At 73.4% G+C, this 22,856-nt stretch carries 20 protein-coding genes; 2 read left to right on the top strand and 18 right to left on the bottom strand.

Features of this window, described 5'->3' with window-relative positions:
- Positions 1 to 9: 9 nt before the first annotated feature.
- The 10 genes from HNR68_RS08870 to rsmD all read right to left on the bottom strand — a co-directional run bounded on the left by HNR68_RS08870 (position 10) and on the right by rsmD (position 8,894).
- On the bottom strand, positions 10 to 2,037 hold the full coding sequence (locus HNR68_RS08870) for a glycosyltransferase family 39 protein (RefSeq protein WP_179719406.1): 2,028 nt from the start codon (positions 2,035 to 2,037) through the stop codon (positions 10 to 12).
- Positions 2,034 to 3,275 (bottom strand): bifunctional glycosyltransferase family 2/GtrA family protein, encoded by a 1,242-nt coding sequence (locus HNR68_RS08865; RefSeq protein ID WP_179719404.1) that lies wholly within the window; start codon positions 3,273 to 3,275, stop codon positions 2,034 to 2,036. The genes HNR68_RS08870 and HNR68_RS08865 overlap by 4 nt, the downstream gene beginning before the upstream one ends.
- A 101-nt stretch (positions 3,276 to 3,376) precedes the next feature.
- Complete coding sequence (gene mutM / locus HNR68_RS08860; RefSeq protein ID WP_179719402.1) at positions 3,377 to 4,270, bottom strand: bifunctional DNA-formamidopyrimidine glycosylase/DNA-(apurinic or apyrimidinic site) lyase; 894 nt, start codon at positions 4,268 to 4,270, stop codon at positions 3,377 to 3,379.
- 134 nt (positions 4,271 to 4,404) lie between these two features.
- Positions 4,405 to 5,148, bottom strand: a complete 744-nt coding sequence (gene rnc / locus HNR68_RS08855; protein ID WP_179719400.1) for a ribonuclease III — start codon at positions 5,146 to 5,148, stop codon at positions 4,405 to 4,407.
- A gap of 14 nt (positions 5,149 to 5,162) precedes the next feature.
- Positions 5,163 to 5,345: a 50S ribosomal protein L32 gene (rpmF, locus tag HNR68_RS08850; RefSeq protein ID WP_150067595.1), complete on the bottom strand. Its 183-nt coding sequence runs from the start codon at positions 5,343 to 5,345 to the stop codon at positions 5,163 to 5,165.
- Positions 5,346 to 5,347: 2 nt separating this feature from the next.
- Complete coding sequence (locus tag HNR68_RS08845; protein WP_179719398.1) at positions 5,348 to 5,920, bottom strand: YceD family protein; 573 nt, start codon at positions 5,918 to 5,920, stop codon at positions 5,348 to 5,350.
- A gap of 369 nt (positions 5,921 to 6,289) precedes the next feature.
- Entirely contained in the window at positions 6,290 to 7,024 is a 735-nt protein-coding gene (locus tag HNR68_RS08840) for an SPFH domain-containing protein (RefSeq protein ID WP_179719396.1), read from the bottom strand.
- Between the two features lie 209 nt (positions 7,025 to 7,233).
- A complete protein-coding gene (locus HNR68_RS08835; protein WP_179719394.1) occupies positions 7,234 to 7,662 on the bottom strand; it encodes a guanyl-specific ribonuclease in 429 nt (142 codons plus the stop codon).
- 109 nt (positions 7,663 to 7,771) lie between these two features.
- Positions 7,772 to 8,254: a pantetheine-phosphate adenylyltransferase gene (coaD, locus tag HNR68_RS08830; RefSeq protein ID WP_179719392.1), complete on the bottom strand. Its 483-nt coding sequence runs from the start codon at positions 8,252 to 8,254 to the stop codon at positions 7,772 to 7,774.
- Positions 8,255 to 8,339: 85 nt separating this feature from the next.
- A complete protein-coding gene (gene rsmD / locus HNR68_RS08825; RefSeq protein WP_179719390.1) occupies positions 8,340 to 8,894 on the bottom strand; it encodes a 16S rRNA (guanine(966)-N(2))-methyltransferase RsmD in 555 nt (184 codons plus the stop codon).
- Positions 8,895 to 9,061: 167 nt separating this feature from the next.
- On the opposite strand from rsmD, the gene HNR68_RS08820 reads away from it, so the two are divergent.
- Positions 9,062 to 11,116 carry an ATP-binding domain-containing protein gene (locus tag HNR68_RS08820; protein ID WP_179719388.1) on the top strand — a complete coding sequence of 685 codons (2,055 nt, stop codon included), beginning with the start codon at positions 9,062 to 9,064 and terminating at the stop codon, positions 11,114 to 11,116.
- A gap of 17 nt (positions 11,117 to 11,133) precedes the next feature.
- Here HNR68_RS08820 and HNR68_RS08815 read toward each other — a convergent pair whose 3' ends face one another.
- From HNR68_RS08815 to HNR68_RS08780, 8 genes are all read right to left on the bottom strand, one after another.
- On the bottom strand, positions 11,134 to 11,640 hold the full coding sequence (locus HNR68_RS08815; protein ID WP_179719386.1) for a hypothetical protein: 507 nt from the start codon (positions 11,638 to 11,640) through the stop codon (positions 11,134 to 11,136).
- A gap of 147 nt (positions 11,641 to 11,787) precedes the next feature.
- Positions 11,788 to 15,165, bottom strand: coding sequence for a pyruvate carboxylase (locus tag HNR68_RS08810; protein WP_179719384.1), 3,378 nt, complete (start codon positions 15,163 to 15,165; stop codon positions 11,788 to 11,790).
- A 554-nt stretch (positions 15,166 to 15,719) separates the two neighbouring features.
- Positions 15,720 to 17,957: an ATP-dependent DNA helicase RecG gene (recG, locus tag HNR68_RS08805; protein ID WP_380574903.1), complete on the bottom strand. Its 2,238-nt coding sequence runs from the start codon at positions 17,955 to 17,957 to the stop codon at positions 15,720 to 15,722.
- A 93-nt stretch (positions 17,958 to 18,050) separates the two neighbouring features.
- The gene (locus tag HNR68_RS08800) at positions 18,051 to 18,530 is read right to left on the bottom strand and encodes a hypothetical protein (protein ID WP_179719382.1); all 480 of its coding nucleotides are present in this window, start codon (positions 18,528 to 18,530) and stop codon (positions 18,051 to 18,053) included.
- Positions 18,531 to 18,584: 54 nt separating this feature from the next.
- Positions 18,585 to 19,445, bottom strand: a complete 861-nt coding sequence (locus tag HNR68_RS08795; protein WP_179719380.1) for a CPBP family glutamic-type intramembrane protease — start codon at positions 19,443 to 19,445, stop codon at positions 18,585 to 18,587.
- 9 nt (positions 19,446 to 19,454) lie between these two features.
- Positions 19,455 to 20,408: a DUF1648 domain-containing protein gene (locus HNR68_RS08790; RefSeq protein ID WP_179719378.1), complete on the bottom strand. Its 954-nt coding sequence runs from the start codon at positions 20,406 to 20,408 to the stop codon at positions 19,455 to 19,457.
- Positions 20,405 to 20,785, bottom strand: coding sequence for a GntR family transcriptional regulator (locus HNR68_RS08785; RefSeq protein WP_179719376.1), 381 nt, complete (start codon positions 20,783 to 20,785; stop codon positions 20,405 to 20,407). The genes HNR68_RS08790 and HNR68_RS08785 overlap by 4 nt, the downstream gene beginning before the upstream one ends.
- 44 nt (positions 20,786 to 20,829) lie before the next feature.
- A complete protein-coding gene (locus HNR68_RS08780; protein ID WP_179719374.1) occupies positions 20,830 to 22,389 on the bottom strand; it encodes a DAK2 domain-containing protein in 1,560 nt (519 codons plus the stop codon).
- A 249-nt stretch (positions 22,390 to 22,638) separates the two neighbouring features.
- On the opposite strand from HNR68_RS08780, the gene rpmB reads away from it, so the two are divergent.
- A complete protein-coding gene (gene rpmB, locus HNR68_RS08775; RefSeq protein WP_093146689.1) occupies positions 22,639 to 22,830 on the top strand; it encodes a 50S ribosomal protein L28 in 192 nt (63 codons plus the stop codon).
- Positions 22,831 to 22,856 lie beyond the last annotated feature (26 nt).

Genomic DNA, 22,856 nt, shown 5'->3' with positions numbered 1-22,856 from the left:
ACGCCCGCGTCAGCGGCAGGCGTAGAGCTCCTGGCCGCTGTCGGCCGAGCCGCCCCACTCCGCCGGGTCCACCGGGGTGCAGTTCCGCTCGACCCACTCCTGGCGCGCCACGCGCGCCTGGCCACCGGGGCCGCCCGGCAGGTCGGCATCCGGTCCGCCGGGCAGGCCGGGGCCACTCGGCCCGCGCATGCCGCCCGGACCGCCGCCGAGGAGGACGAAACCGAGCTGACCGGACCGCTTCCACGCGGCCAGCTGCGCCACCGACGGCGCTTCGTCACCGCCGCTGAAACCGCCCATGCCGATCACGGTCAGGTCGGAGCCGATGATGAAGGCCGACGCCCCCATCGACCCGCCGTCGACCGCCAGCGGCACCGTGAGGTCCCCGGCCTGCGCCTGGACGTAGTCGACCAGCTCCTCCTGGTCCGCGCTGAGCGAGGCGCCGCCCGGACCGCCTCGCCGGTCGTCCCTGCCGAACGGCGGGCCACCGGGGAGCTGCCCGCCGTCCCCGCCGACGCCCGGTGGCCGCATCCCCGGCCCGGGCATCCCCGGCGGGCGCATGCTGGTCTCCGGGCCGGCCATCGGGTTGGTGCCGCCCATGCCGGTCTCGCCGCGCACCGCGGCGATCGCCGACCACGCCGTCGGCACCAGCAGCACCGCGACCAGCCCCAACACCAGACCGGACCGCGCCAGCGCGACCCCGCCGCGCCGGCCGATGGCGAGCACGACCAGCGCGACGAACCCCACGCCCACGGCGGCGTAGCCCGCCCAGGCGTGCCAGCTCAGGTCGCGCGCCACCACAGCCATCGCCCAGGCCACGGTGATCGCGACGCCGACCGGCAGCAGCCACGCCTTCGCGCCGGGTTCCCGGTACCAGCGCCAGAACCGGACCAGCCCGGCCCCGACCACCGCACCGACCGCGGGCGCCAGCATCGTCGTGTAGTAGGGGTGCATGATGCCCTGCGCGAAGCTGAACATCAGGCCGATGACCACCAGCCAGCCGCCCCACAGCACCCAGCCCGCGAGCTGCGCGCGGTCCACCGGGCGCCGCCGGACACCGACCACGAGCACCGACACCAGCACCAGCGCGCACAGCGGCAGCAACCAGCTGATCTGACCGGCGAGCTGCTCGTTGACCATCCGCAGCGCACCCGGCGAGCCGGAGAAGCCCCCGCCGCCACCGGGACCACCGGGTCCGGGTCCCCCGCCGGGATCGCCGTCCTCGCCGAAGATCCGGCCGAACCCGTTGTAGCCGAAGACCAGGTCCCACGCGGACCCGTCCTCGCTGCCCCCGATGAACGGCTTCGGCGACGGCCACAGCGCGGTCGCCGCCACCCACCAGAACGAGCTCACCAGGAGCACGACCGCCGCCACCCCGAGGTCCAGGACCTTGCGGCCCCACCCGGACCGGCTGCCCAGCAGGAAGGCGGCGATGAACGCGGGCAGCACCATCCACGCCTGCAGCATCTTCGTCAGGAAGCCGCACCCGACCAGCAGCGCGGCGAGCGCGAGCCACCCGGTGGCCCGCCGCGCCTCGACAGCCCGCGCCATCGCGTAGGCGGCCGCGACCACGAGCAGCACCAGCAGCGTGTCCGGGTTGTTGTCCCGGTTGATCACCACGGTGATCGGCGTCAGCGCCAGCACCAGCCCGGCCAGCAGCGCGGCGTGCTCCCCCGCCCACCGCCGGACCGCACGGTGCAGCAGGAAGACCGCCGCGACCCCCATCGCCGCCTGCGGGAACAGCAGGGCGAACCGGCTGTACCCGAACACCTGCGCCGAGAGCACCTGCACCCACAGGGCCATCGGCGGTTTGTCCACTGTGACCACACCGACCGGGTCGAAGGAACCGAAGACGAAGTTCTCGACGCTCTGCGACATCGACTTCACAGCCGCCGAGTAGTACGAGTTCCCCCACGAACTCCCGATGCCCCACAGGTACAGCACCGCGGCGACGGCACAGATCCCGGCCAGCGCCCACGGTTCCCACCTGCGCACCCGGGTCCAGGCCGGCGCGGTGCGCGGCTCAGCGACAGCGGTCATGACGTCCCCTCCGCACCGGACCGGAACACCCAGGTGCGCAGCAGCACGAAACGCAGCGCCGTGCCGAGCACCGAGGACGCCACGAGCACCAGGACCTCCAGCCACCGCGACGGATCCGGCTGCCAGGCGTGCAGACCGAGCAGCGCCCCGGAGGTCACCGCGTAGTACAGCGCGAACACGACCAGCCCCTGCAGGTGCACGCGCCCGGACGAACCCGCCCGCCGCAGGAAGGTGAACCGGCGGTTGGCCTCGGTGTTCCACAGGTTCATCACGACCAGCGCGACGAAGTTCGCCAGCAGCGGCGGCCACCAGGTGCGCAGCACCGCGTACAGCACCGACGTGAGCACAGTGGACACCAGACCGATGGCGGCGAACGAGACCAGTTGCCACAGCAGGCCGTTCTCCCGCTCGGCCAGCACGGCCCGCGGGTGCGCCGCGCGCGGCGCGGGCCGTCGCGGCAGGTCCGGCACCCGCGCGGCACCGGTGACCTTGGCCCGCGCGACCCGCACCAGCCCGGCCAGGTCGTCGAGCGCGGTGCGCACCACGTCCACGCGGGTGTCGACGTCCTCGACCCAGTCCACCGGCACCTCGTGCACCCGCAGGCCGTTGTGCTCGGCCAGCAGCAGGAGCTCGGTGTCGAAGAACCAGGAGTCGTCCCGGACCGCGGGCAGCAGTGGCTTGACCACATCGGCCCGGGCCGCCTTGAACCCGCACTGCGCATCGGTGAACCGGCTGCCGTGCGTCCAGTGGACCAGGCGGTTGTAGCAACGCGAGACCAGCTCGCGCCCGCCCCCGCGCACGGTCCGCGACCCGGGCGCCAACCGCGACCCGATGGCCAGGTCGGAATGCCCGTTCACCAGCGGCGCGACCAGCGGCAGCAGCGCGTCGAGCCCGGTCGACAGGTCGACGTCCATGTAGGCCACGACGTCGGCGTCGCTGTAGCTCCACGCGGTGCGCAGCGCCAGCCCGCGCCCCTTGCGGTCCAGGTGCAGCACCCGCACCCGGTCCATCGACGCGGCCAGCTCGTGCGCAACGCGCAGCGTCCCGTCCGTGCTGGCGTTGTCGACGACCGTGATCGTCCAGGAGAACGGGAACTCCCCGGCCAAGTGTTCGCTGAGCACCTCAAGGCACCCGGGCAGCGACCGTTCCTCGTTGTGCACCGGGATCACGACGTCGACGGTCGCGGTCCTCCGACGCGGCGCGCGGCGCCCGACGTCGAGCTGCGGCACGGCGCTCATCCCTCACCACCTCTCGTCCACGGCTTCCGGAGTCCATGGAGCCGGACGGAGGTGCGAGGAACGTCGAGATCAGCTGGGAACCAGCTGGGAACGCCGCGGCGTTAGAGGTGGGCGTTGCGCGGCTTCGGCTGGCACACCGGGCAGGTGTAGGAGGAGCGGTTCATGAACGGGTCGCGCCGGATCGGCGCACCACAGCGTCGGCACGGGCGGTCCAGCTGGCCGTACACCGCCAGCGACCGGTCGAAGTAGCCGGACTCGCCGTTGACGTTGACGTACAGCGCGTCGAAGGAGGTGCCGCCCGCGCGCAGCGCGTCCTGCATCACCTCGACGACGCCGTCGAACAGTTCGCGGACCTTGGGCCGGGTCAGCGTCGCCGTGGGCCGCGCCCAGTGCAGCTTGGCGCGCCACAGCGCCTCGTCGGCGTAGATGTTGCCGATGCCGGACACCAGGGTCTGGTCGAGCAGCGCCCGCTTGATGCCGGTGCGCCGCGCCCGCAACCGCGCCGCCACCTGGTCCAGGTCGAAGCTCTCCTCCAGCGGGTCGGGCGCGATGTGCGCGACGGGCTTCGGCAGCGCGACCCCGTCCACCTCGACCAGCTCGGCCAGGTGCACCCCGCCGAAGGTGCGCTGGTCGACGAACCGCAGCTCCGGGCCACCGTCGGCGAACCGGAACCGCACGCGCAGGTGCTTCTCGTCCGGGGCGCCGACGGGCTGGACGAGCAGCTGGCCGCTCATCCCGAGGTGCACGACCAGGGCCTCGCCACCGGACAGCTGGGGCGCCGCGCCCGCACCGCCGAGCTCCAGCCACAGGTACTTGCCGCGCCGCCGCGCCGCGCTCAGCACGCGGCCGGTCAGGCGCCCGACGAGGTCGTCCGGTCCGGGCACGTGGCGGCGCACCGCGCGCGGGTGCAGGACCTCGACGCCGGCCACCGTGCGACCGACCGCGTGTTCGGCGACTCCGCGCCGGACGACCTCGACCTCAGGCAATTCGGGCACGAGAACACCTTCGACTGCGCCCGCACCGCGGGCCCCGAGCGGTGGTGACGCAGCGACCGCCTGGCCGGGACAGCTCCCCGCGCTCACGCGCCAGGAGGTGCCACGGCCGGCCGGACGCTGCGGTCCCGGTCACCTCAGGTGGACGACTCCGCGCTCTCCCCGGTCTTCTGGGAGAGCTGGCGCCACGCCGCTTCGGCGGCCTTCTGCTCGGCTTCCTTCTTGGTGCGCCCGTCACCGCGACCGTAGGTCTGCCCGCCGACGGCCACGTAGGCGCTGAACTCCTTGCGGTGGTCCGGCCCCTGTTCCTCGACCCGGTACTCCGGGACGCCCAGGCTCGCCGCCGCGGTCAGCTCCTGCAGGCTGGTCTTCCAGTCCAGGCCGGCACCGCGCTGCGGCGCCTCGGCCAGCAGCGGCTCGAACAGCCGGTGCACCACCTCGCGCGCGACGTCGATGCCCTTCTCCAGGTACACCGCGCCGAGCACGGCCTCGAGGCCGTCCGCGAGGATGCTCGCCTTGTCCCGGCCCCCCGTGAGTTCCTCGCCCCTGCCCAGCAGCAGGTACTCACCCAGGCCGCCCTCACCGAGCCCCCGCGCGACCCCGGCCAGCGCGTGCATGTTGACCACGCTGGCGCGCAGCTTCGCGAGCTGGCCCTCCGCGAGGTCCGGGTGGTCGTTGTACAGGCGATCGGTGATCACCAGTCCGAGCACCGCGTCACCCAGGAACTCCAACCGCTCGTTCGGCGGGAGGCCACCGTTCTCGTAGGCGTAGGAGCGATGGGTGAGGGCGAGGGTCAGCAGCTCGGCGTCGAGCTCGACGCCGAGCGCTGCCAACAACGGGCCCCGGTCGACCTTCCGGGCCCGCGACTGCTTTCCCCCCACTGCGCGACCGCCGATCAGGCGGGCTGGACGACCTGGCGGCCGTCGTACTGACCGCACGCCGGGCAGACCACGTGCGGCAGCTTCTGCTCGCGGCAGGAACGGTTCGAGCACTGCACCAGCGTCGGCGCCGAGGTCTTCCACTGCGACCGGCGGTGACGGGTGTTGGCCCGGGACATCTTGCGCTTCGGGACGGCCACGACTACTTCTCCTCCTCGGTCCCGCCGAACCGCTCTCGCAACGCGGCCCAGCGAGGGTCAATGGTCTCATGCGTGTGATCGGGGGCGAGTTCGGCCCACTTCACGCCGCACCCGGAGCACAGCCCCTGGCAGTCCGGCGAGCACAACGGTGCCGACGGAAGCGACAGCAGCATCGCGTCCCGCACCGTCGGTTCGAGGTCGATCAGGTCGTCGACGACCCGCTCCACCTCGTCGTCATCGCTGGTCGTGTCCGTGGCGCTGTCCGGGTAGGCGAACAGCTCGCGCACCTCGACCTCGACCTCGTCGGAGATCGGGTCCAGGCACCGAGCGCACTCACCGGACAGGTGAGCCACGGCGGTACCCGACACCAGCACGCCCTCGACCACCGACTCCGCCAGGAGGTCGAGCTCGACCGGCTCACCCTCGGGCACCTTGATCATGTCCAGCCCGAACCCGGCCGGCGCCGGGGCGCTGCGCGCGTAGGCGCGGCTGCTGCCTGCGCGGTGGCCGATCTCCCGGGTGTCGATCACCCAGGGCCCGGCCTGCGCGGCACGCTCATCCTGGTTCTGAGACATCACGAAGTTTCGGTGGCTGGTTCAATCGGGCAGTTTCGCGGCATCGGCGGACGACGAGGAGACCGGCACCCGCGGTGACCGGCACGTCGTCCGAAGCCAGCTCTCCCAGGGTACGCGACCCCACCCGGATGACGACACCAGGCCCTGCGAACCACCAGCTCGCCCCCGGAGGACGCCTGTGCGCCTGGTCACGCCCCTCCGCGCCGACCGCACGAGCGAGGCTCTCCACCCGCACCGGAACCGGTCGACGACCACCCACCCGGAGTGCGGGCACGACGAGACCGTCGTGCCGAGCTCTCCGGTCCCCAGGAACCGCCGCCGTCACACAGAGGCGAAGGGCACCGCTTCAGAGCCCGTGCGTCCGCGACGTCAGTTCGAGGTGGAGCTCGCGTTCGAGCCCCACTCCTCGTAGTCGAAGGGGGCACCGACGGGGCTGCGGAGCTGCTGGCGGCCCTTGCCGACCGTGCGCAGGGTGCGGCTCAGCAGGTCCTCGAAGTCGGCGAGGCGGGAGTCCACGTAGGCGTCGCACTCGCTGCGCAGCCGCTCGGCGTCCTCGTTGGCCTGGTCGACGATCCGCTTGGCCTCGGCGTTGGCCGCCTGCACGACCTCGGTGTCGGACACCAACCGGGCCTGCTCCGCCTTGCCCTCGTGCACCGACTGCTCGTAGGCGGCCCGGCCGGCCTGCACCATCCGGTCGGCCTCCGACTGGGCGCGGCTGACGTAGTCCTCGTACTCGCGGCGACCGGCGGTCACCGCCTGCTCGGCCTGGCCGCGCGCCTCGGCGAGCAGCTCGTCGGCCTTCTCCCGCGCCTCGGCGAGCAGCTGCTCGGCCTCCGCGCGGGCCGCGGCGAGGGTGCGCTCGGCCTCGTTGCGGGCGTCGGTGACGGCCTTGTCCGCCTTCGCCTCGGCGGTGGAGATGACCTCGTCACGGTGGTCGAGCACGTCCTGGGCGTCGTCCAGCTCCTGCGGGATCGCGTCCCTGACGTCGTCGAGGAGCTCCAGCACGTCGCCGCGGGGCACCACGCACCCCGAGGTCATGGGAACGCCACGCGCCTCTTCCACGATCGTGACCAGCTCGTCGAGGGCCTCGAACACCCGGTACACCTTGATCTCCCTGCCGTCGTAGCCGCCGCAGCGGCAAGCATCTCAGAACGGCCCGCGACCGGTGATCACGGGCCGCTCCGCTCTCCCAGTGTGCCTGCGCCGGGCACGGGACGGGGGAATTGCGGCGCCCGCGTGTCACCGGTCCGGACGCGCGAACGCCTCCCCGGGGCGTCCGGGGAGGCGTTCACGGTCTGACGCGCTCGGAGGTCTCAGGCGTTGATGTCGGTCAGCTTGAAGCTCTCGTAGTGGTCGTCGGTGTAGAAGTACTCACCGCCCTCGCCGACGACGAAGCGGCGGGCACCGCGGTCGTCACTGCCCGGGGTCTCCACCGTGTACTCGTGGTAGTAGCCGGTCTCGCAGTCCGGGAGGATGCCCTCCCGGTTCTCGAACACCGTGCCGTCCTGGGGGTACGGGAACGGGCCGCCCTGCTGGATCAGGTCCACGGTCTCGGCCGCCTCGGCCGGCAGGTCGGACAGGTTGACCTTCTCGAACCCGGAGGTGTCGCCGCACGGCGCCTGCACGGCCACCGGCGCGGTGACCGGCGCGGAGACCGCGCCCGTGGAGAACCCGACCAGGCCCACCACCGCGAGCAGCCCGGCCAGCAGCAGCTGCACTGTCTTCGACGTGATCCGCATCATGGGCCGCACGCTAGACGCCGACCATGATCATCTCCTGACCCTGACGTGAACCCGAAGTGACGCGGCCACCATCGTGGGACGCGGATTGCTCCGGCCGGACCAGTGCGGCTCAGGCCCGTTCGGACAGGCGCTGGCGCAGGCGCTGCTCGATCGTCGGCGGGACCAGGTCGGAGACGTCACCGCCGTAGGTGGCGACCTCCTTGACCAGGGAGCTGGCCAGGAAGCTGTACTGCGGGTTGGTGGACATGAACATCGTCTCCACCCCGGACAGCTGCTGGTTCATCTGCGCCATCTGCAGCTCGTAGTCGAAGTCGCTGACCGCGCGCAGGCCCTTGACGATCGCCCCGATGCCGTTGGTGCGGCAGTAGTCCACCAGCAGGCCGTGCCAGGCGTCGACGCGCACGTTCGGCCACGGCGCGGCGACCTCGCGCAGCATCTCCAGCCGCTCTTCGACGGTGAACAGGCTCTTCTTGCTCTTGTTGATGAGCACGGCGACGACGACCTCGTCGAAGAGCTTCGACGCTCGCTCGATGATGTCCAGATGACCGTTGGTGACGGGGTCGTAAGAACCTGGACACACGGCACGTCTCATGGGTCGGGACGGTAGCAGCCCCGAACGCGATCACCCATGACGACGTGGTGCGCCTCACCGGCCCGCGCCACGCCGCCGCGCGGCGTCACCCGTGCTCGGCCCAGTGCACCGCGGTGTCGCCGTAGCGCTTGGTGCGCAGCGCCCGCAGGCCCGGCGGCCAGTCCGGTTCTCCGCTGCGCACCGCCCGTTCCACGACGACGAGGCTGCCCGGCGCGGTCCAGCCGTTGTCGACCAGCGCGGCCAGCACCCGGTGCAGCAGCTCGCCGGACAGGTCGTAGGGCGGGTCGCCGAGCACCACGTCGAACGGCTGGTCGGGGGGCGAGCTCAGCAGCGTCTCGGCCTTCGCCTGCGCCACGTGCACGTCGCGGAAGCCGAGCGCGGCGGCGTTGCGGCGCAGCACCGCGGCGGCACGGCGGTCCGACTCGACGAAGGTGGCGTGCGCGGCCCCGCGCGAGAGGGCTTCCAGCCCGAGGGCACCGGAACCGCCGTAGAGGTCGAGGACTCGCGCGCCGGGGAGCTCGATCGCCGAGTCCAGCGCGCTGAACACGGCTTCCCGCACGCGCTCCGAAGTGGGTCTGGTGCCTCGCGGGGGCACCTCGATGCGGCGCCCGCCCACGCTCCCGGCCACGATCCGCGTCACGCACCCATCGTGGCGCACGGCGGACCGACCGCTCTTCGGAGGGGTGTTTCCAGCCATTTTACGCCTGCGCCTCCGGCCGGCCCGCTCCCGGGAGCACAGCGTCCGGCGGCGGTGCGGGCGTACGCTGTCAGGTCTGCCCACCGCGCCAGACGGGGAGAACGACACAGGTGTCCGAAGCGTCCATCAAGCAGGCCGAGATCGCGGTCGAGCAGCAGCACGTCGACCGGGTGTACGCCCGTCTCGACGAGTTGCGCGCCGAGGCCGAGGCGATGCGCGACAAGAGCTACGAGTACGGCCGGGAAGCGACGCCCGAAGCGCTCAACGAGCGGGACGTGATGCTGCACCACGCCAACCGGACGTTGCAGGCGCTCAACGCCGAGTCCGAGGGGCTGGTGTTCGGCCGCCTGGACTTCGCCAACGGCGACGCGGTGCACATCGGACGACTGGGCATCCGCGACCCGCAGTTCGAGAACCTGCTGGTGGACTGGCGCGCCCCGCTGGCCGCCGCCTTCTACCAGGCGACCCCGGAGCAGCCGCTGGACGTGGTGCGCCGCCGGGTCATCCGCTCCTCGCGCGAGCAGGTCGTGGACCTCTCCGACGACCTGCTGGACCCGGAACGCGCCCCGGCCGACATGCGGGTGGTCGGCGACGGCGCGCTCATGGCGGCGCTGACCCGCTCGCGCGGCGACGCGATGCGCAACATCGTCGCGACCATCCAGAAGGAGCAGGACGAGGCGATCCGCGCCCCCGAGGGCGGCGTCACCGAGATCACCGGCGGCCCCGGCACCGGCAAGACCGCGGTCGCCCTGCACCGCGCCGCGTACCTGCTCTACCGCGACCAGCGGCGGCTCGGTGGGCCGGGCGTGCTGGTCGTCGGCCCGTCGCCGGTGTTCATGTCCTACATCTCGCGGGTGCTGCCGTCGATGGGCGAGCACAACGTGGAGCTGCGCGCGCTCGGCGAGGTGCTGGACGGCGTGAGCACCGCCAAGATCGACGACCCGCGCACCGCGGAGATCAAGGGCTCGTCGCGGATGGTGAAGGTGCTGCGGCGCGCGCTGCGGCTGCCCCCGCCGGACGCCCCCGAGACGCTGCAGGTCTTCTACCGGGGCGCGGTGCTCAAGGTGGAGGCCGACGAGCTCAAGCGGATCCGCCGCTCGCTGCACAACAAGGGCGGGCAGCCCAACAAGAACCGGATGCGGGCGGCCGACGCGCTGCTGGAAGCCCTGTGGCAGAAGGCGGAGCAGCTCGCCGACGACGAGTTCCAGCCCGACCGGGAGCAGCTGATCACCGAGATCGGCGAGCGCATCGAGTTCCACCGGTTCCTGGTCGCCTGGTGGCCGCCGGTGTACCCGATGCAGGTGCTGCGCTGGCTGTCCGACCCGGCGCGGTTGTCGCAGGCGGCGCGGCGGCTGCTGTCGGCCGAGGAGGTCGGCCTGCTGGCGAAGTCCTGGACCGAGGTGACCGAGTGGACGGTCGCCGACATCGCGCTGATCGACGAGCTGCGCGTGCTGGCCGGTCCGCCGCCGAAGCGCCGCCGCACCGAGGACGAACCGGAGCAGCCGCCCCGCCCGGTCAACTACGACGAGTACGCGCACGTGGTCGTCGACGAGGCCCAGGACCTCTCGCCGATGCAGTGGCGGATGGTCGGCCGCCGCGGGCGCCACGCGAGCTGGACCATCGTGGGCGACCCGGTGCAGTCGTCCTGGCCGGACCCGGAGGAGGCGGCGGCCGCGCGGCAGGAGGCGCTGAGCGCGCAGCGCACCCACCGCCGGTTCACGCTGCGCACCAACTACCGCAACTCGGCGGAGATCTTCGCGCTGGCCGCGGACGCGGTGCGCGACCTGGTGCCTGCGGACGAGCTGCCGGTGGCGGTGCGCACCACCGGCGTCGAGCCGACCGTGCGCGAGGTGACCTCCGAGCAGCTGCCGTCCGCGGTGCGCTCGGCGGCCGCGGACCTGCTGCGAGCCGCGGAGGGCACCGTCGGGCTGATCACCACGATGGCCCGCCGGGACGAGGTCCGCGAGTGGCTGTCCACGTCGGACGTCGAGGACGCGGACCGGCTGCGCGTGGTCGGCAGCCTGGAGGCCAAGGGCATGGAGTACGACGCCGTGGTGGTCGTCGACCCGGACGGCCTGGCCGCGGAGTCCAGCACCGGCCGCCGGGCCCTCTACGTCGCCCTCAGCCGCGCCACCCAGCTGCTCACCGTGCTCAAGACCGCGTGAGCCCCCGCGCGGTCGGCTCAGGCGTCGATGCGCACGAACGCCTGGGCCGACTGCGCCCACCGGTAGCGCTCGGTCCAGGTGCCGCCGGTGTCGAAGTCCTCGACCTCGACGGCGATGACCCCGTCCTGCACGGTGCACGACTGCGGCACCTGCCGCCACGTCGGTGGGCTCACCACGGTGCCGAGCGGCCGCGGGCCCTCGGTCACCGCCACGAGCGCCCGGGAGTACTCGGCGTTCCGCGGCCCGCACTCCACCAGCAGCAGCGCGTCCTCCACGCCTTCCCCGGTGACGTCGGCGTACTCGACCTCGCGCTCCGGCGTGAACCGGTAGACCCAGTCGCCCACCTCGGCGGCCCCGTCGGTGAACGGCACCGGCTGCTGCGGGCACGGCCCGACTCGCGGCACGGTGAACTCGGCGTTGCGCCAGTCGACGTCGCGCACCCCCTCCGGGGCCTGCGCGACCGCCGGGCTCCCGGCCACCACGACGGCGGCCACCGCCGCCCACACCGCTGACAACACCCGCATCGTTCGAACCCCCGGTCTCTCGCGGCTCCCTGGTACCCCGTAGACGCTCCCGGCGCGCCTCCGGTTGCCACCCGATCGCGTGGACCGGCCCGCGAGACGCGACGCGGGCCGCTCCTGCTGGACGGCCCGCGGGTCGCTCGCGGCGGATCAGCCGAGTTCGATGATGAGGTCACCGCCCTCGACCTGCTGCACCGCTCCGATGGCCACGCGCTTGACCTGGCCGGCGGTCGGCGCGGTGATCGCCGCCTCCATCTTCATCGCTTCGATGGTGGCGATGGTCTGCCCCGCCTCCACCGTGTCGCCCTCGCTGACCGACAGCGTGACCACACCGGCGAAGGGCGCGGGCACGTGGCCGGGGTTGCTGCGGTCAGCCTTCTCCGCGGCAGGCAGGTCCACGGCGACCGAGCGGTCGCGGACCTGGATCGGGCGCAGCTGGCCGTTCAGCGTCGCCATCACGGTGCGGATGCCGCGCTCGTCCGGTTCGCTGATCGCCTCGAGCCCGATGAGCAGCCGCACGCCCGGCTCCAGGTCCACCGAGTACTCCTCGCCCGGCCGCAGGCCGTAGAAGAAGTCCTTGCTGCGCAGCAGGGACGTGTCGCCGTAGGCCTCGCGGTGCTCGGTGAACTCCTTGGTGGGCTTGGCGAACAGCAGCCGGTTCAGCGTGGCGCGGCGGTCCGACTCCAGCCCGGCTCGGTCCTCATCGGACAGTTCCGCGAGGCGGCGCACCGCGGTGCGGCCCTCCAGCGCTCGGGTGCGGAACGGCTCCGGCCAGCCGCCCGGCGGGTCCCCGAGCTCGCCCTGCAGGAACCCGATCACCGAGTCCGGGATGTCGAACTTGCGCGGGTCGGCCTCGAAGTCCGCGGGGTCCACCCCGGCGCCGACCAGGTGCAGCGCCAGGTCACCGACCACCTTCGAGGACGGGGTGACCTTGACCAACCGGCCCAGGATCCGGTCGGCCGCGGCGTACATCGCCTCGATCTCCTCGAACTTGTCGCCGAGGCCGAGCGCCACCGCCTGGGTGCGCAGGTTGGACAGCTGGCCGCCGGGGATCTCGTGCTTGTAGACCCGGCCGGTGGGCGAGGCCAGCCCCGCCTCGAAGGGCTGGTAGATCTTGCGCACCGCTTCCCAGTACGGCTCCAGGTCGCACACCGCCTGCAGGTCCAGGCCGGTGGCCTGCTCGGTGTAGTCGGTGGCGGCGACCACCGAGGACAGCGCGGGCTGCGAGGTGGTGCCGGCCATCGAGGCGGTCGCGGCGTCCACCGCGTCCACCCCGGCCTGCACGGCCGCCAGGTAGGTGGCCAGCTGGCCGCCGGGCGTGTCGTGGGTGTGCAGGTGCACCGGCAGGTCGAACTCGCGGCGCAGCGCGGACACCAGCTGCACCGCGGCGGGCGCGCGCAGCAGACCGGCCATGTCCTTGATGGCCAGCACGTGCGCCCCGGCCTCGACGATCTGCTCGGCCAGCCGCAGGTAGTAGTCCAGTGTGTACAGCTTCTCGTCCGGGTTGGACAGGTCCGCGGTGTAGCACAGCGCGACTTCCGCGACCGACTTCCCGGTGGCCCGCACCGCTTCGATGGCCGGGCGCATCTGCTCGACGTCGTTGAGCGCGTCGAAGATGCGGAAGATGTCGATGCCGGTGTCGGTGGCCTCCTGCACGAAGTGCTCGGTCACCTCGGTCGGGTAGGGCGTGTAGCCGACGGTGTTGCGGCCGCGCAGCAGCATCTGCAGGCAGATGTTGGGCACCGCCTCGCGCAGCTTGGCCAGCCGCTCCCACGGGTCCTCGGCGAGGAACCGCAGCGCCACGTCGTAGGTCGCGCCGCCCCAGCACTCCAGGGACAGCAGCTCCGGCGTCATCCGCGCCACGTGCGGCGCGACCGCGAGCAGGTCCTTGGTGCGCACCCGGGTGGCCAGCAGCGACTGGTGGGCGTCGCGGAAGGTGGTGTCGGTGACCCCGACGGCCCTGGACTCCCGCAGCCAGCGCGCGAAGCCCTCCGGCCCGAGCTCCTCCAGCTTCTGCTTGGACCCGGCGGGCGGTTCCACCGACAGGTCGACCGACGGCAGCTTGAACGTCGGGTCCGGGGTGCTCGGGCGCTCGCCGTTGGGGCGGTTGACGGTGACGTCGGCGAGGTAGTTGAGCAGCCGGGTGCCGCGGTCGGCGGAGTGCCGGGCGGTGAGCAGGTGCGGGCGCTCCTCGATGAACGAGGTGGTGACGTTGCCCGCGGCGAAGTCCGGGTCGTCCAGCACCGCCTGCAGGAACGGGATGTTCGTGGCCACACCGCGGATGCGGAACTCGGCGACCGCGCGCCGCGCCCGCGCCACCGCGGTGGCGAAGTCACGGCCCCGGCAGGAGAGCTTGACCAGCATCGAGTCGAAGTGCGCGCTGACGCTGGTGCCGGCGAACGCGGTGCCGCCGTCGAGGCGGATGCCCGCGCCGCCCGGCGAGCGGTAGGCGCTGATCATGCCGGTGTCCGGGCGGAACCCGTTGGCCGGGTCCTCGGTGGTGATGCGGCACTGCAGGGCCGCGCCGCGCAGCCGGATCGCGTCCTGGGTCATGCCCAGGTCCTCCAGCGTCTCCCCGGCGGCGATGCGCAGCTGCGCCTGCACCAGGTCGGCGTCGGTGACCTCCTCGGTGACCGTGTGCTCGACCTGGATGCGCGGGTTCATCTCGATGAACACGTGGCGGCCCTGCTCGTCGACCAGGAACTCCACGGTGCCCGCGTTGACGTAGCCGATCTTGCGGGCGAAGGCGACCGCGTCGGCGCAGATCCGCTCCCGCAGCTCCGGGTCGAGGTTCGGGGCCGGCGCGATCTCGATCACCTTCTGGTGGCGGCGCTGCACCGAGCAGTCGCGCTCGTAGAGGTGGATCACGTTGCCCGCGCCGTCGGCGAGGACCTGCACCTCGATGTGCCGCGGGTTGACGACGGCCTGCTCCAGGAAGACGGTCGGGTCGCCGAAGGCCGACTCGGCCTCGCGCATCGCCGCTTCCAGGGCCTCGCGCAGCGCCTCGCGCTGGTCGACGCGGCGCATGCCGCGCCCGCCACCACCGGCGACGGCCTTGACGAACACCGGGAACGCCATGTCCTCGGCGGCGGCCAGCAGCTCGTCGACGTCGCGGGACGGCGCGGAGGAGTCCAGCACCGGCACCCCGGCTTCGCGGGCGGCGGCGACCGCGGTCGCCTTGTTGCCGGTCATCTGCAGGATCTCGTGGCTGGGGCCGACGAAGGTGATCCCGGCCTCCCGGCACGCCCGGGCCAGCTCGGGGTTCTCGGACAGGAACCCGTAACCGGGGTAGACGGCGTCGGCGCCGGACTTCTCCGCGGCCGCGATGATCTCCTCGACGGAGAGGTAGGCGCGGACCGGGTGGCCGGGTTCGCCGATCTCGTAGGACTCGTCGGCTTTCAGGCGGTGCAGCGAGTTGCGGTCTTCGTGCGGGAACACAGCGACGGTGCCCGCGCCCAGCTCGTAGGCGGCGCGGAAGGCGCGAATCGCGATCTCACCGCGGTTGGCGACGAGAACCTTGCGGAACATACCGGCTCCTCGGTTTGCGGGTGTCGGTCAGTGCTCAGCACAGTACCGCGAAAATTCCCCCTGCCGGGAGAACTTCTCGGGTGATGAGATCAGCCGCATGGCCTACTACCTGGCAAAACAACACGACTCGTCAAGGTCTAGACCAAAAGAAACTCGGCGGATGTTTCCTTGATCGCAAGTTTCGCCGTCTTGTTCGGGCCGAACCGTGGCGCGTGCGGGCACCAGCCGTCGACGCACCGCCCGCAGGAGTCGACGCACCGTCCGCACCGCCCGCGGACACGTGCCGAACGCCACGACCCCGACCACGTCGTCATGGTGACGCAACCCCACCCCTCCGGCAGGACTCCGCACCGCGAACCCTCCGTGGGAGCACGCCGCACCGCTCGGTTCCGTTCCCTCCACGCACCGGCGTGCCGGGTCCCGACGCGCCGAGGAGGTGAGTTGCTGTCCCCGCGGGGCCGGTGCGTCGGCGCGGGACGTCCCTCAGCCGGCACCGTGCCCGAGGTCAGCACCACCAGAGCCGGCACCGCCGTCGGGGTGAGTGCCGCTGGGGGTCAGCTCTTCTCGAGGTACTCGGCGCGGGTCTCGTCGACGACCTCGGCGACCATGCGGGCCAGGCCGGGGTGGTCGCGCAGCGTCGGGTCGGCGGCGACGACCCGGGCCGCCTCCTCCCGGGCCTGGGCGATCACGTCCTCGTCCCGTAGCAGCGACAGCATCTTCAGGCCGGACTTGCGGCCGGACTGGGCGGCGCCGAGGACGTCGCCCTCGCGGCGCAGCTCCAGGTCCAGACGGGCCAGCTCGAACCCGTCGGTGGTGGAGGCGACCGCGTCCAGCCGCTCCCGCGTCGTGGTGCCCGCGACCGCCTCGGTGACCAGCAGGCACAGGCCGGGCGCGCTGCCCCGGCCGACGCGGCCGCGCAGCTGGTGCAGCTGGCTGACCCCGAACCGGTCCGCGTCCATGATCACCATCACGGTGGCGTTCGGGACGTTCACGCCGACCTCGACGACGGTGGTCGCCACCAGCACGTCGATCTCCCCCGCGGCGAAGGCCCGCATCACCGCGTCCTTGTCGTCGGGCGCCAGCCGCCCGTGCAGCACCCCCAACCGCAGGTCCGACAGCGGACCCGCGGCGAGCTGCTCGGCGACGTCGAGCACCGCCAGCGGCGGGCGCCGCTCCTCGCCGTCCTCCGGCGGCGGCTCCTCCTCGCTGCCGTCGCTGTCGTCCACCGCGGCCCGGCGCGCCTTCTTCCCGCCCTTGCCCGCGCTCTCCTCGTCGTCGCCGATCCGCGGGCACACCACGTAGACCTGGTGCCCGGCCGCGACCTCCTCGTGGATGCGCGCCCACGCCCGGTCCAGCCAGCTCGGCTTCTCGGTCACCGGCACCACGCTGGTGCTGATCGGCGACCGCCCCTGCGGCAGCTCCCGCAGCGCCGAGGTCTCCAGGTCGCCGTAGACGGTCATCGCCACGGTGCGCGGGATCGGGGTCGCGGTCATCACCAGCACGTGCGGCGAGGTCTGCTCCCCCGCCCGCGCGCGCAGCGCGTCGCGCTGCTCCACGCCGAACCGGTGCTGCTCGTCGACCACCACCAGGCCCAGGTCGGCGAAGGAGACCCGGTCCTGGATCAGCGCGTGCGTGCCGACCACGATCCCGGCCTCCCCGGACGCCGCTTCGAGCAGCGCCTTCTTGCGCTGCGCCGCGGTGAGCGAGCCGGTCAGCAGCGTCACCCGGGTGGCCTTCTCGGCCCCGCCGAGCTCGCCCGCCATGGCCAGGTCCCCCAGCAGTTCCCGCAGCGAGCGGGCGTGCTGCGCGGCCAGCACCTCGGTCGGGGCGAGCATCGCGGCCTGCCGGCCGGCGTCGACCACCTGCAGCATCGCGCGCAGCGCCACCACCGTCTTGCCGCTGCCGACCTCGCCCTGCACCAGGCGGTTCATCGGGTGCTCGTCGGCCAGGTCCGCGGCGATCTGCTCGCCGACCTCCCGCTGCCCCGCGGTGAGCTCGAACGGCATCCGCTCGTCGAACGCGGCCAGCACCCCGTCGTCGCGCCGGGGGCACACCGGCGCCGGGTGCGACTTGGCCGAACCGCGCAGCTGGGCCAGCACGAGCTGCACCGACAGCGCCTCGTCCCACTTCAACCGCTCCTGGGCGGCCGCCACGTCGGCGAAGCTCTGCGGGCGGTGGATCTTGCGCAGCGCCGACTCCAGGTCGGCCAGCCCCAACCGCTCGCGCAGCTCCGCGGGCAACGGGTCGTCCGCGCCGTCCCAGACGTCGAGCACCTGCTTGACGCACCGCGCGATGGACCACGACGGCAGGCCCTGCGCCGACGGGTAGACCGGGATCAGGGCGCCGGCGAACTCCTCGACGGCCGACCCGATGTCGGTGGCCCCCTCGTCGAACAGCTGGTACTCGGGGTGCGCGAGCTGCAGCTGGTTCCGGTAGGAGGTGACCTTGCCCGCGAACATCCCGCGCCGGCCCGGCACCAGCTCCCGCTCCCGCCACGCCTGGTTGAAGAAGGTGCAGGTCAGCGAGCGGTGCCCGTCGGTGATGCGGGCTTCGACGATGGTGCCTCGGCGGGACTTCATGGTGCGCTTGCTGACCCGCTCGACCTTCGCCAGCACGGTGGCGTGCTCGCCGATCTCCAGCCCGGCGATCGCGGTCAGCTCGCCGCGCTCGGCGTAGCGGCGGGGGTAGTGGCGCAGCAGGTCGCCCACCGTGACCAGCCCCAGTGCCGACTCGAGCGCCTTGCCGGACTTCGCGCCGAGCACCCGGTCGAGCTTCGTGTCCATCGTGGTCACCACTGGTCCTCCGGTGAGAGCCTGTCCCAGCCTCCTCGCACCTGGCCGCGGTCGCAGGTCCCCGCCGCGCGGGTGCGCCAGGCACTCCGCAAGTTAGCGGACCGCTCCGACGTCGTGACCGGTCGGTGCCGGCGCGCCGCGGTCGCCCAGCCGCCAGCCGACCCACCCCGCGAGCGCGCCGCCGAGCAGCAACCACCCCGACCCCGGCGGGTCGACGGCGTCGCGGAAGCTCGGCGCGTCCAGGTTGGCCACCGCGGTCAGCACCACGGTGCCGAGCATCGTCGACCCGAACACGCCCAGCGCCGCCCCGGCCCAGGCCAGCCCGCGCCGCTGGAGCACGCCGCCGAGCCCGAACACGCTCCACACCCCGGCGACCACGCCCCACCAGACGAGCTGGCCGAACAGGAAGTCGCGGAGCGAGCTGGAGTCCTCCGGCTCCCCGGAGTACGACCACTCGACGGCGATCGGGTCCGGCAGCCGCGAGCGCAGCGCCAGCGGCACCGCGAGCATCAGCAGGGCGACGAGCAGCGTCCAGCCGGCCACGAACCAGAGGTACCGCCTGCGGACACCCACCACGCCCTCCCGCGCGACTCGACGACCGGTGACGACAGTACCGGGGCGCGCAGGTCAGCCGGCCGCGACAGGCCAGCGCCGCAGCAGGACGGCCGCGAGCACGCCCATCAGCAGCCACCCGACCAGGCCGGTGATGCCGGCGACGACGAGGTTCGGTGGTGCGGCCGCCGACCCCAGCAGCATCGGCAGCCCGGCCACCGCGTTGAACGCGCCGTGCCCGACGACCGCCGGCCACACGCTGCCGGAGCGCAGCCGCAGCCAGCCGAGCAAGAGCCCCAGCAGCACGCAGGTGCCGACGAACAGCGGCGCCGCCCACGGGCCGAGGTTCGGGTAGTTGTAGCCGCGCAGGGTCAGCGGCGCGTGCCACACGCCCCACACCACCCCGGAGACCAGCAGCGCGAACCCCGTGCCGCGCTCGGCCAGCCGGGGCAGCAGCCACCCCCGCCAGCCCCACTCCTCGCCGAAGGCCAGCACGGAGTTGACCAGCGGCGCGACGAGGACCGCGCTGACCAGCTGGAGCAGCACCACCGTCTCGACGTCGAGCGGCACGGAACCGCCCAGCGCCCCGGCGACCAGGCTGAAGCCCTCGAGGTCCAGTTCGAGCAGCCCGAGCGCGGCGCTCACCGCCACCGCCACCGCGCTGAGCAGGGCGGTGCCGAACCACGCGGCCACCAGCAGCGCGCCGGTCCGCCCCGGGCGGGGCCCGAAGGTGAGGCCGGTGTCCCGCGCCCACTCCCGGGCCGGTGCCCGGTGGTCGACCGCCCGCACCGCGAGCACGGCCAGGGTGGGCGTGAGCATCATGAAGGCCCCGGTGAGCCCGGTGGAGCTGGTGACGCCGAGCCACAGCGGCGCGGCGACCAGCCAGGCCCCGCCCAGCGCGACGACCAGGAACACCAGCAGGTCACGACGGCGCACGGTCCCCCCTCACAGCGCGGAGCGTTCGGCGACCAGCGCGTTGACCAGCTCCGCGCCGCGCTCCGGGCGGTCCACGCTGATGTAGAAGGTGCGCCCCGAGACCAGCTGGAGCGCCAGGCACTCGCCGCTGCGGAGCATGATCGCGGTGCTGCCGGGCAGCACGCGGTAGCCCCAGCCGCCGACCTCCAGCGCGCGCCGGGTCTCCACCCGCGCGCTCTCGACCTGCTCCAGGCGGATCCGCCGGACCGGCCAGCGCAGCGGGCCGAACGAGGTGCGCACCCCGTCCTCGTCGACCTGCACCCGCGCCGAGGACAGCGCGAGCACCACCAGCCCGGCCAGCAGCGCGCCCCCGGACGCCGCCCAGGTCTGCAGCACCAGCGGCACGACCGCGAGCAGCACGGTGAGCCAGCCGATGACCAGCATCACCCGGCTGCGCACCGAGGACACCCACACCGCGCGTTCGCCCGGCCGCAGCGCGAGCTCGGCGACCTCGCCGGGGTCGGCGGACCGGTCGTCCGGCCCGCGGTTGCCCACCCACCAGCCGAGCCCGCCGCCCAGCGCCGCGGCGAGCAGCACCGGGAGCACCTGCCAGACCGGCAGCGGCCGGGCCTGCTGCCACGCGGCGACGTCGAGGTTGGCACCCACGGTCAGCGCGGACAGGCCGAGCACGAACACCGCACCGGCACCGAGGACGGCGGCGGCGCTGCCGCGGGTGGCGCGCCGCTGCCCGCCGCGCGCCGCGAGGGCCACCGCGCTGCCCGCGATGGCCAGCCACAGGACCAGGTCGACCACCAGCAGGACGACGGCAGGCGCCGCGTCGTCCGGCGCGCCCGAGAGGCCCCAGTGCGAGGCCATCGGGTCGGGCAGCCGGTCGCGCACCGCCACCGCCCCGGCGAGCAGCGCCGCGGTCACGACCACCGCCCACCCGCTCGACGCGACCAGGAACCGTGTGCGGTAGCTCATCTCGCCCTCCCGTGGTCGTCGCGGCCCTGCTGCGTCTCAGCTCTCACCCACGCGACGACGTCGTCCGGCTCGAAGCCGTGCCGCCCGGCCTCCGCCAGCAGGTCGCGGAGCTTCTGGCGCAGGGCGGCTCCGGGGTCCGGTCGGCGCAGCACGGTCACCCCGCGCCCGCGCCGGAACTCCAGCAGCCCCTCCGCCCGCAGCTCGCGCAGCGCGCGGAGCACGGTGTTGGCGTTGATCTGCATCGCGACCGCGAGGTCCCGCGCGGGCGGCAACCGGTCACCCGGCGCGACCTCGCCGGCTGCGATGGCGCGCCGGATGGCGTCCGCGGCCTGTTCGTGCAGCGGACGGTCGTCGTGCAGGTCCAAGGAGAGCAGCATGGTGCCAATGACACTAGCACCATTCACGTCTTCTGCGGGAGCACCTACTCGACGCCGAGGAGGAGCACCGCGCCGATCTCGCCCGCCGGGTAGTGCGCGAGCTCGACCTCGGGGTGGGACCGGCGGAGGTGGTCGGCCAGCACGTCGGCCAGGCCGCCCGGGGCGTCGGCGTGCACCAGCGCGGTGACCAGCTCGCCGCCGGTGCTGAGCATGCGGTCGGCGAGGTCCTGGGCCGCCGTCAGCACGTCGTCGCCGATGAGCACCACCTCGCCGTCGACCATCCCGAGCACGTCGCCGGGCCGGCAGCGGCCGACCCAGGTCAGCGCCTCGGCGTCGGCGACGCGCAGCTCCCCGCGCCGGGTCGCCGCCGCGGCTTCGGCCATCGCCACCTGGTCGTCGGCCCGCCGCCGCGTCGCGTCGTGCACCGCCAGCGCGGCCAGCCCCTGCACCGGGGACGCGGTGGGCACCACCACCACGTCCGGCCCGCCGTCGATCACCGCGGCGACCGCGTCCTCCACCAACGCGGCCACGTCCGGGTCGTTGGGCAGCACCACCACGTGCGCCGCCCCGGTCGCCTCGACCGCCGAGCCGAACCGCTCGGCCACCCCCTCGGGCCCCTCGACGAGCACGTCGGCGCCCTCCGCCGAGAACAGCTCCCCCAGCTCGCGGCTGGTCACGCAGGCCAGCACCGCGGCGTCCCGGGCGAACGCCGCGCGCTGGTCGGCGAACCGGGTCACCTTGATGCCGCGCACCCGGCCGCTGTCGATGCCCGCCTCGATCGCCGCACCGATGTCGTCGCAGTGCACGTGCACCGCCCACGAGCCCGCGCCGTCCCCGACCACCGAGACGCAGTCGCCGAGGCCGCACAGCACCTCCCGCAGCGCCGTCGCGCGCTGCTGGTCGGTGTCGCCGAGCAGGTACATGACCTCGTACTCGTGGTCCGACTCGTGCTCCAGGGCGCCGGCACCGCCGGGCAGCGGGGCGTCGGGCGAGACGCGCTCGCCGTCCCGCACCACCGCGTGCAGCGCGTCGAGCACCACCACGAAGCCGCGCCCGCCGGCGTCGACCACCCCGGCGTCGGACAGCGCGGAGAGCTGCGCGGGCGTCGCGGCCAGGGCCTCGACGGCCGCCCGGGTCGCGCCGTGCACCGCCACGGCCAGCTGGTCCGCCCCCTCCGCGCCCCGCGCGGCGGCGCGCAGCACGGACAGCACGGTGCCCTCGACCGGCTCGGCGAGCGCCTCGCGGGCGAGCTCGTCGGCCCGGGCCAGCGCTGCCCGCAGGGCCCGCCCGTCCGCGGCCTCGACGTCGCGGAGCGACTCGGCCATCCCCCGCAGGGCCTGGGAGAACAGCACGCCGGAGTTGCCGCGGGCCCCGCCGAGCGCCCCCGCGGCGAGGGCGCCGAGCACCCCGCCGAGCGTGTCGGGAGCGGTCGCGTCGAGCCGGGCCACCGCGGCCCGCATCGTCTGCAGCAGGTTCGTGCCGGTGTCCCCGTCGGCGACCGGGTAGACGTTGATCCGGTCGATCGCAGCTCGCTCGGCGACGAGCGCAGCCAGGGCGAGATCCGCCCAGCGCCGGGCCGCCGCGGCGTCCAGCGTCCGCACCAACCGGACTCCCTCCTACGATCGAACCCGCCCGAGACTATCGGCTGCCCGCAGCGGGGCGCCCCCACCGCCGGAGGGGGACCCGGCGGTGGGCTACACTGATCCGGTCCCAGGGCGGCGATGACCCCGGGCGCGGAAGTCCCGGGCTCAGGCCGCCGCCAACGGCGGTGAACAGCAAGCTCTCACGCAAGTGGGGGTCGCTTGCGTGGCTCTCATCGCTGTAACCGTCAAGCAAAGTAAGGGGTGTCTGACGTGGCTGCCGTCTGCGACGTCTGCGGCAAGGGACCTGGCTTCGGCAACTCGGTCTCGCACTCCCACCGGAAGACTCGTCGCCGGTGGAACCCGAACATCCAGACCGTCCACGCCAAGATCGGTCTCTCGCAGCGCAAGCGCATCAACGCGTGCACCTCCTGCCTCAAGGCCGGCAAGGTCGTCCGCGGCTGAACGCGCACAGCGTGCAACGACCCCGG

This window comes from Saccharopolyspora hordei, assembly GCF_013410345.1.
Lineage (GTDB): Bacteria > Actinomycetota > Actinomycetes > Mycobacteriales > Pseudonocardiaceae > Saccharopolyspora > Saccharopolyspora hordei.
The sequence above is the reverse complement of the archived record's forward strand: the minus strand, read 5'-3'. Positions and strand labels throughout refer to the sequence as shown.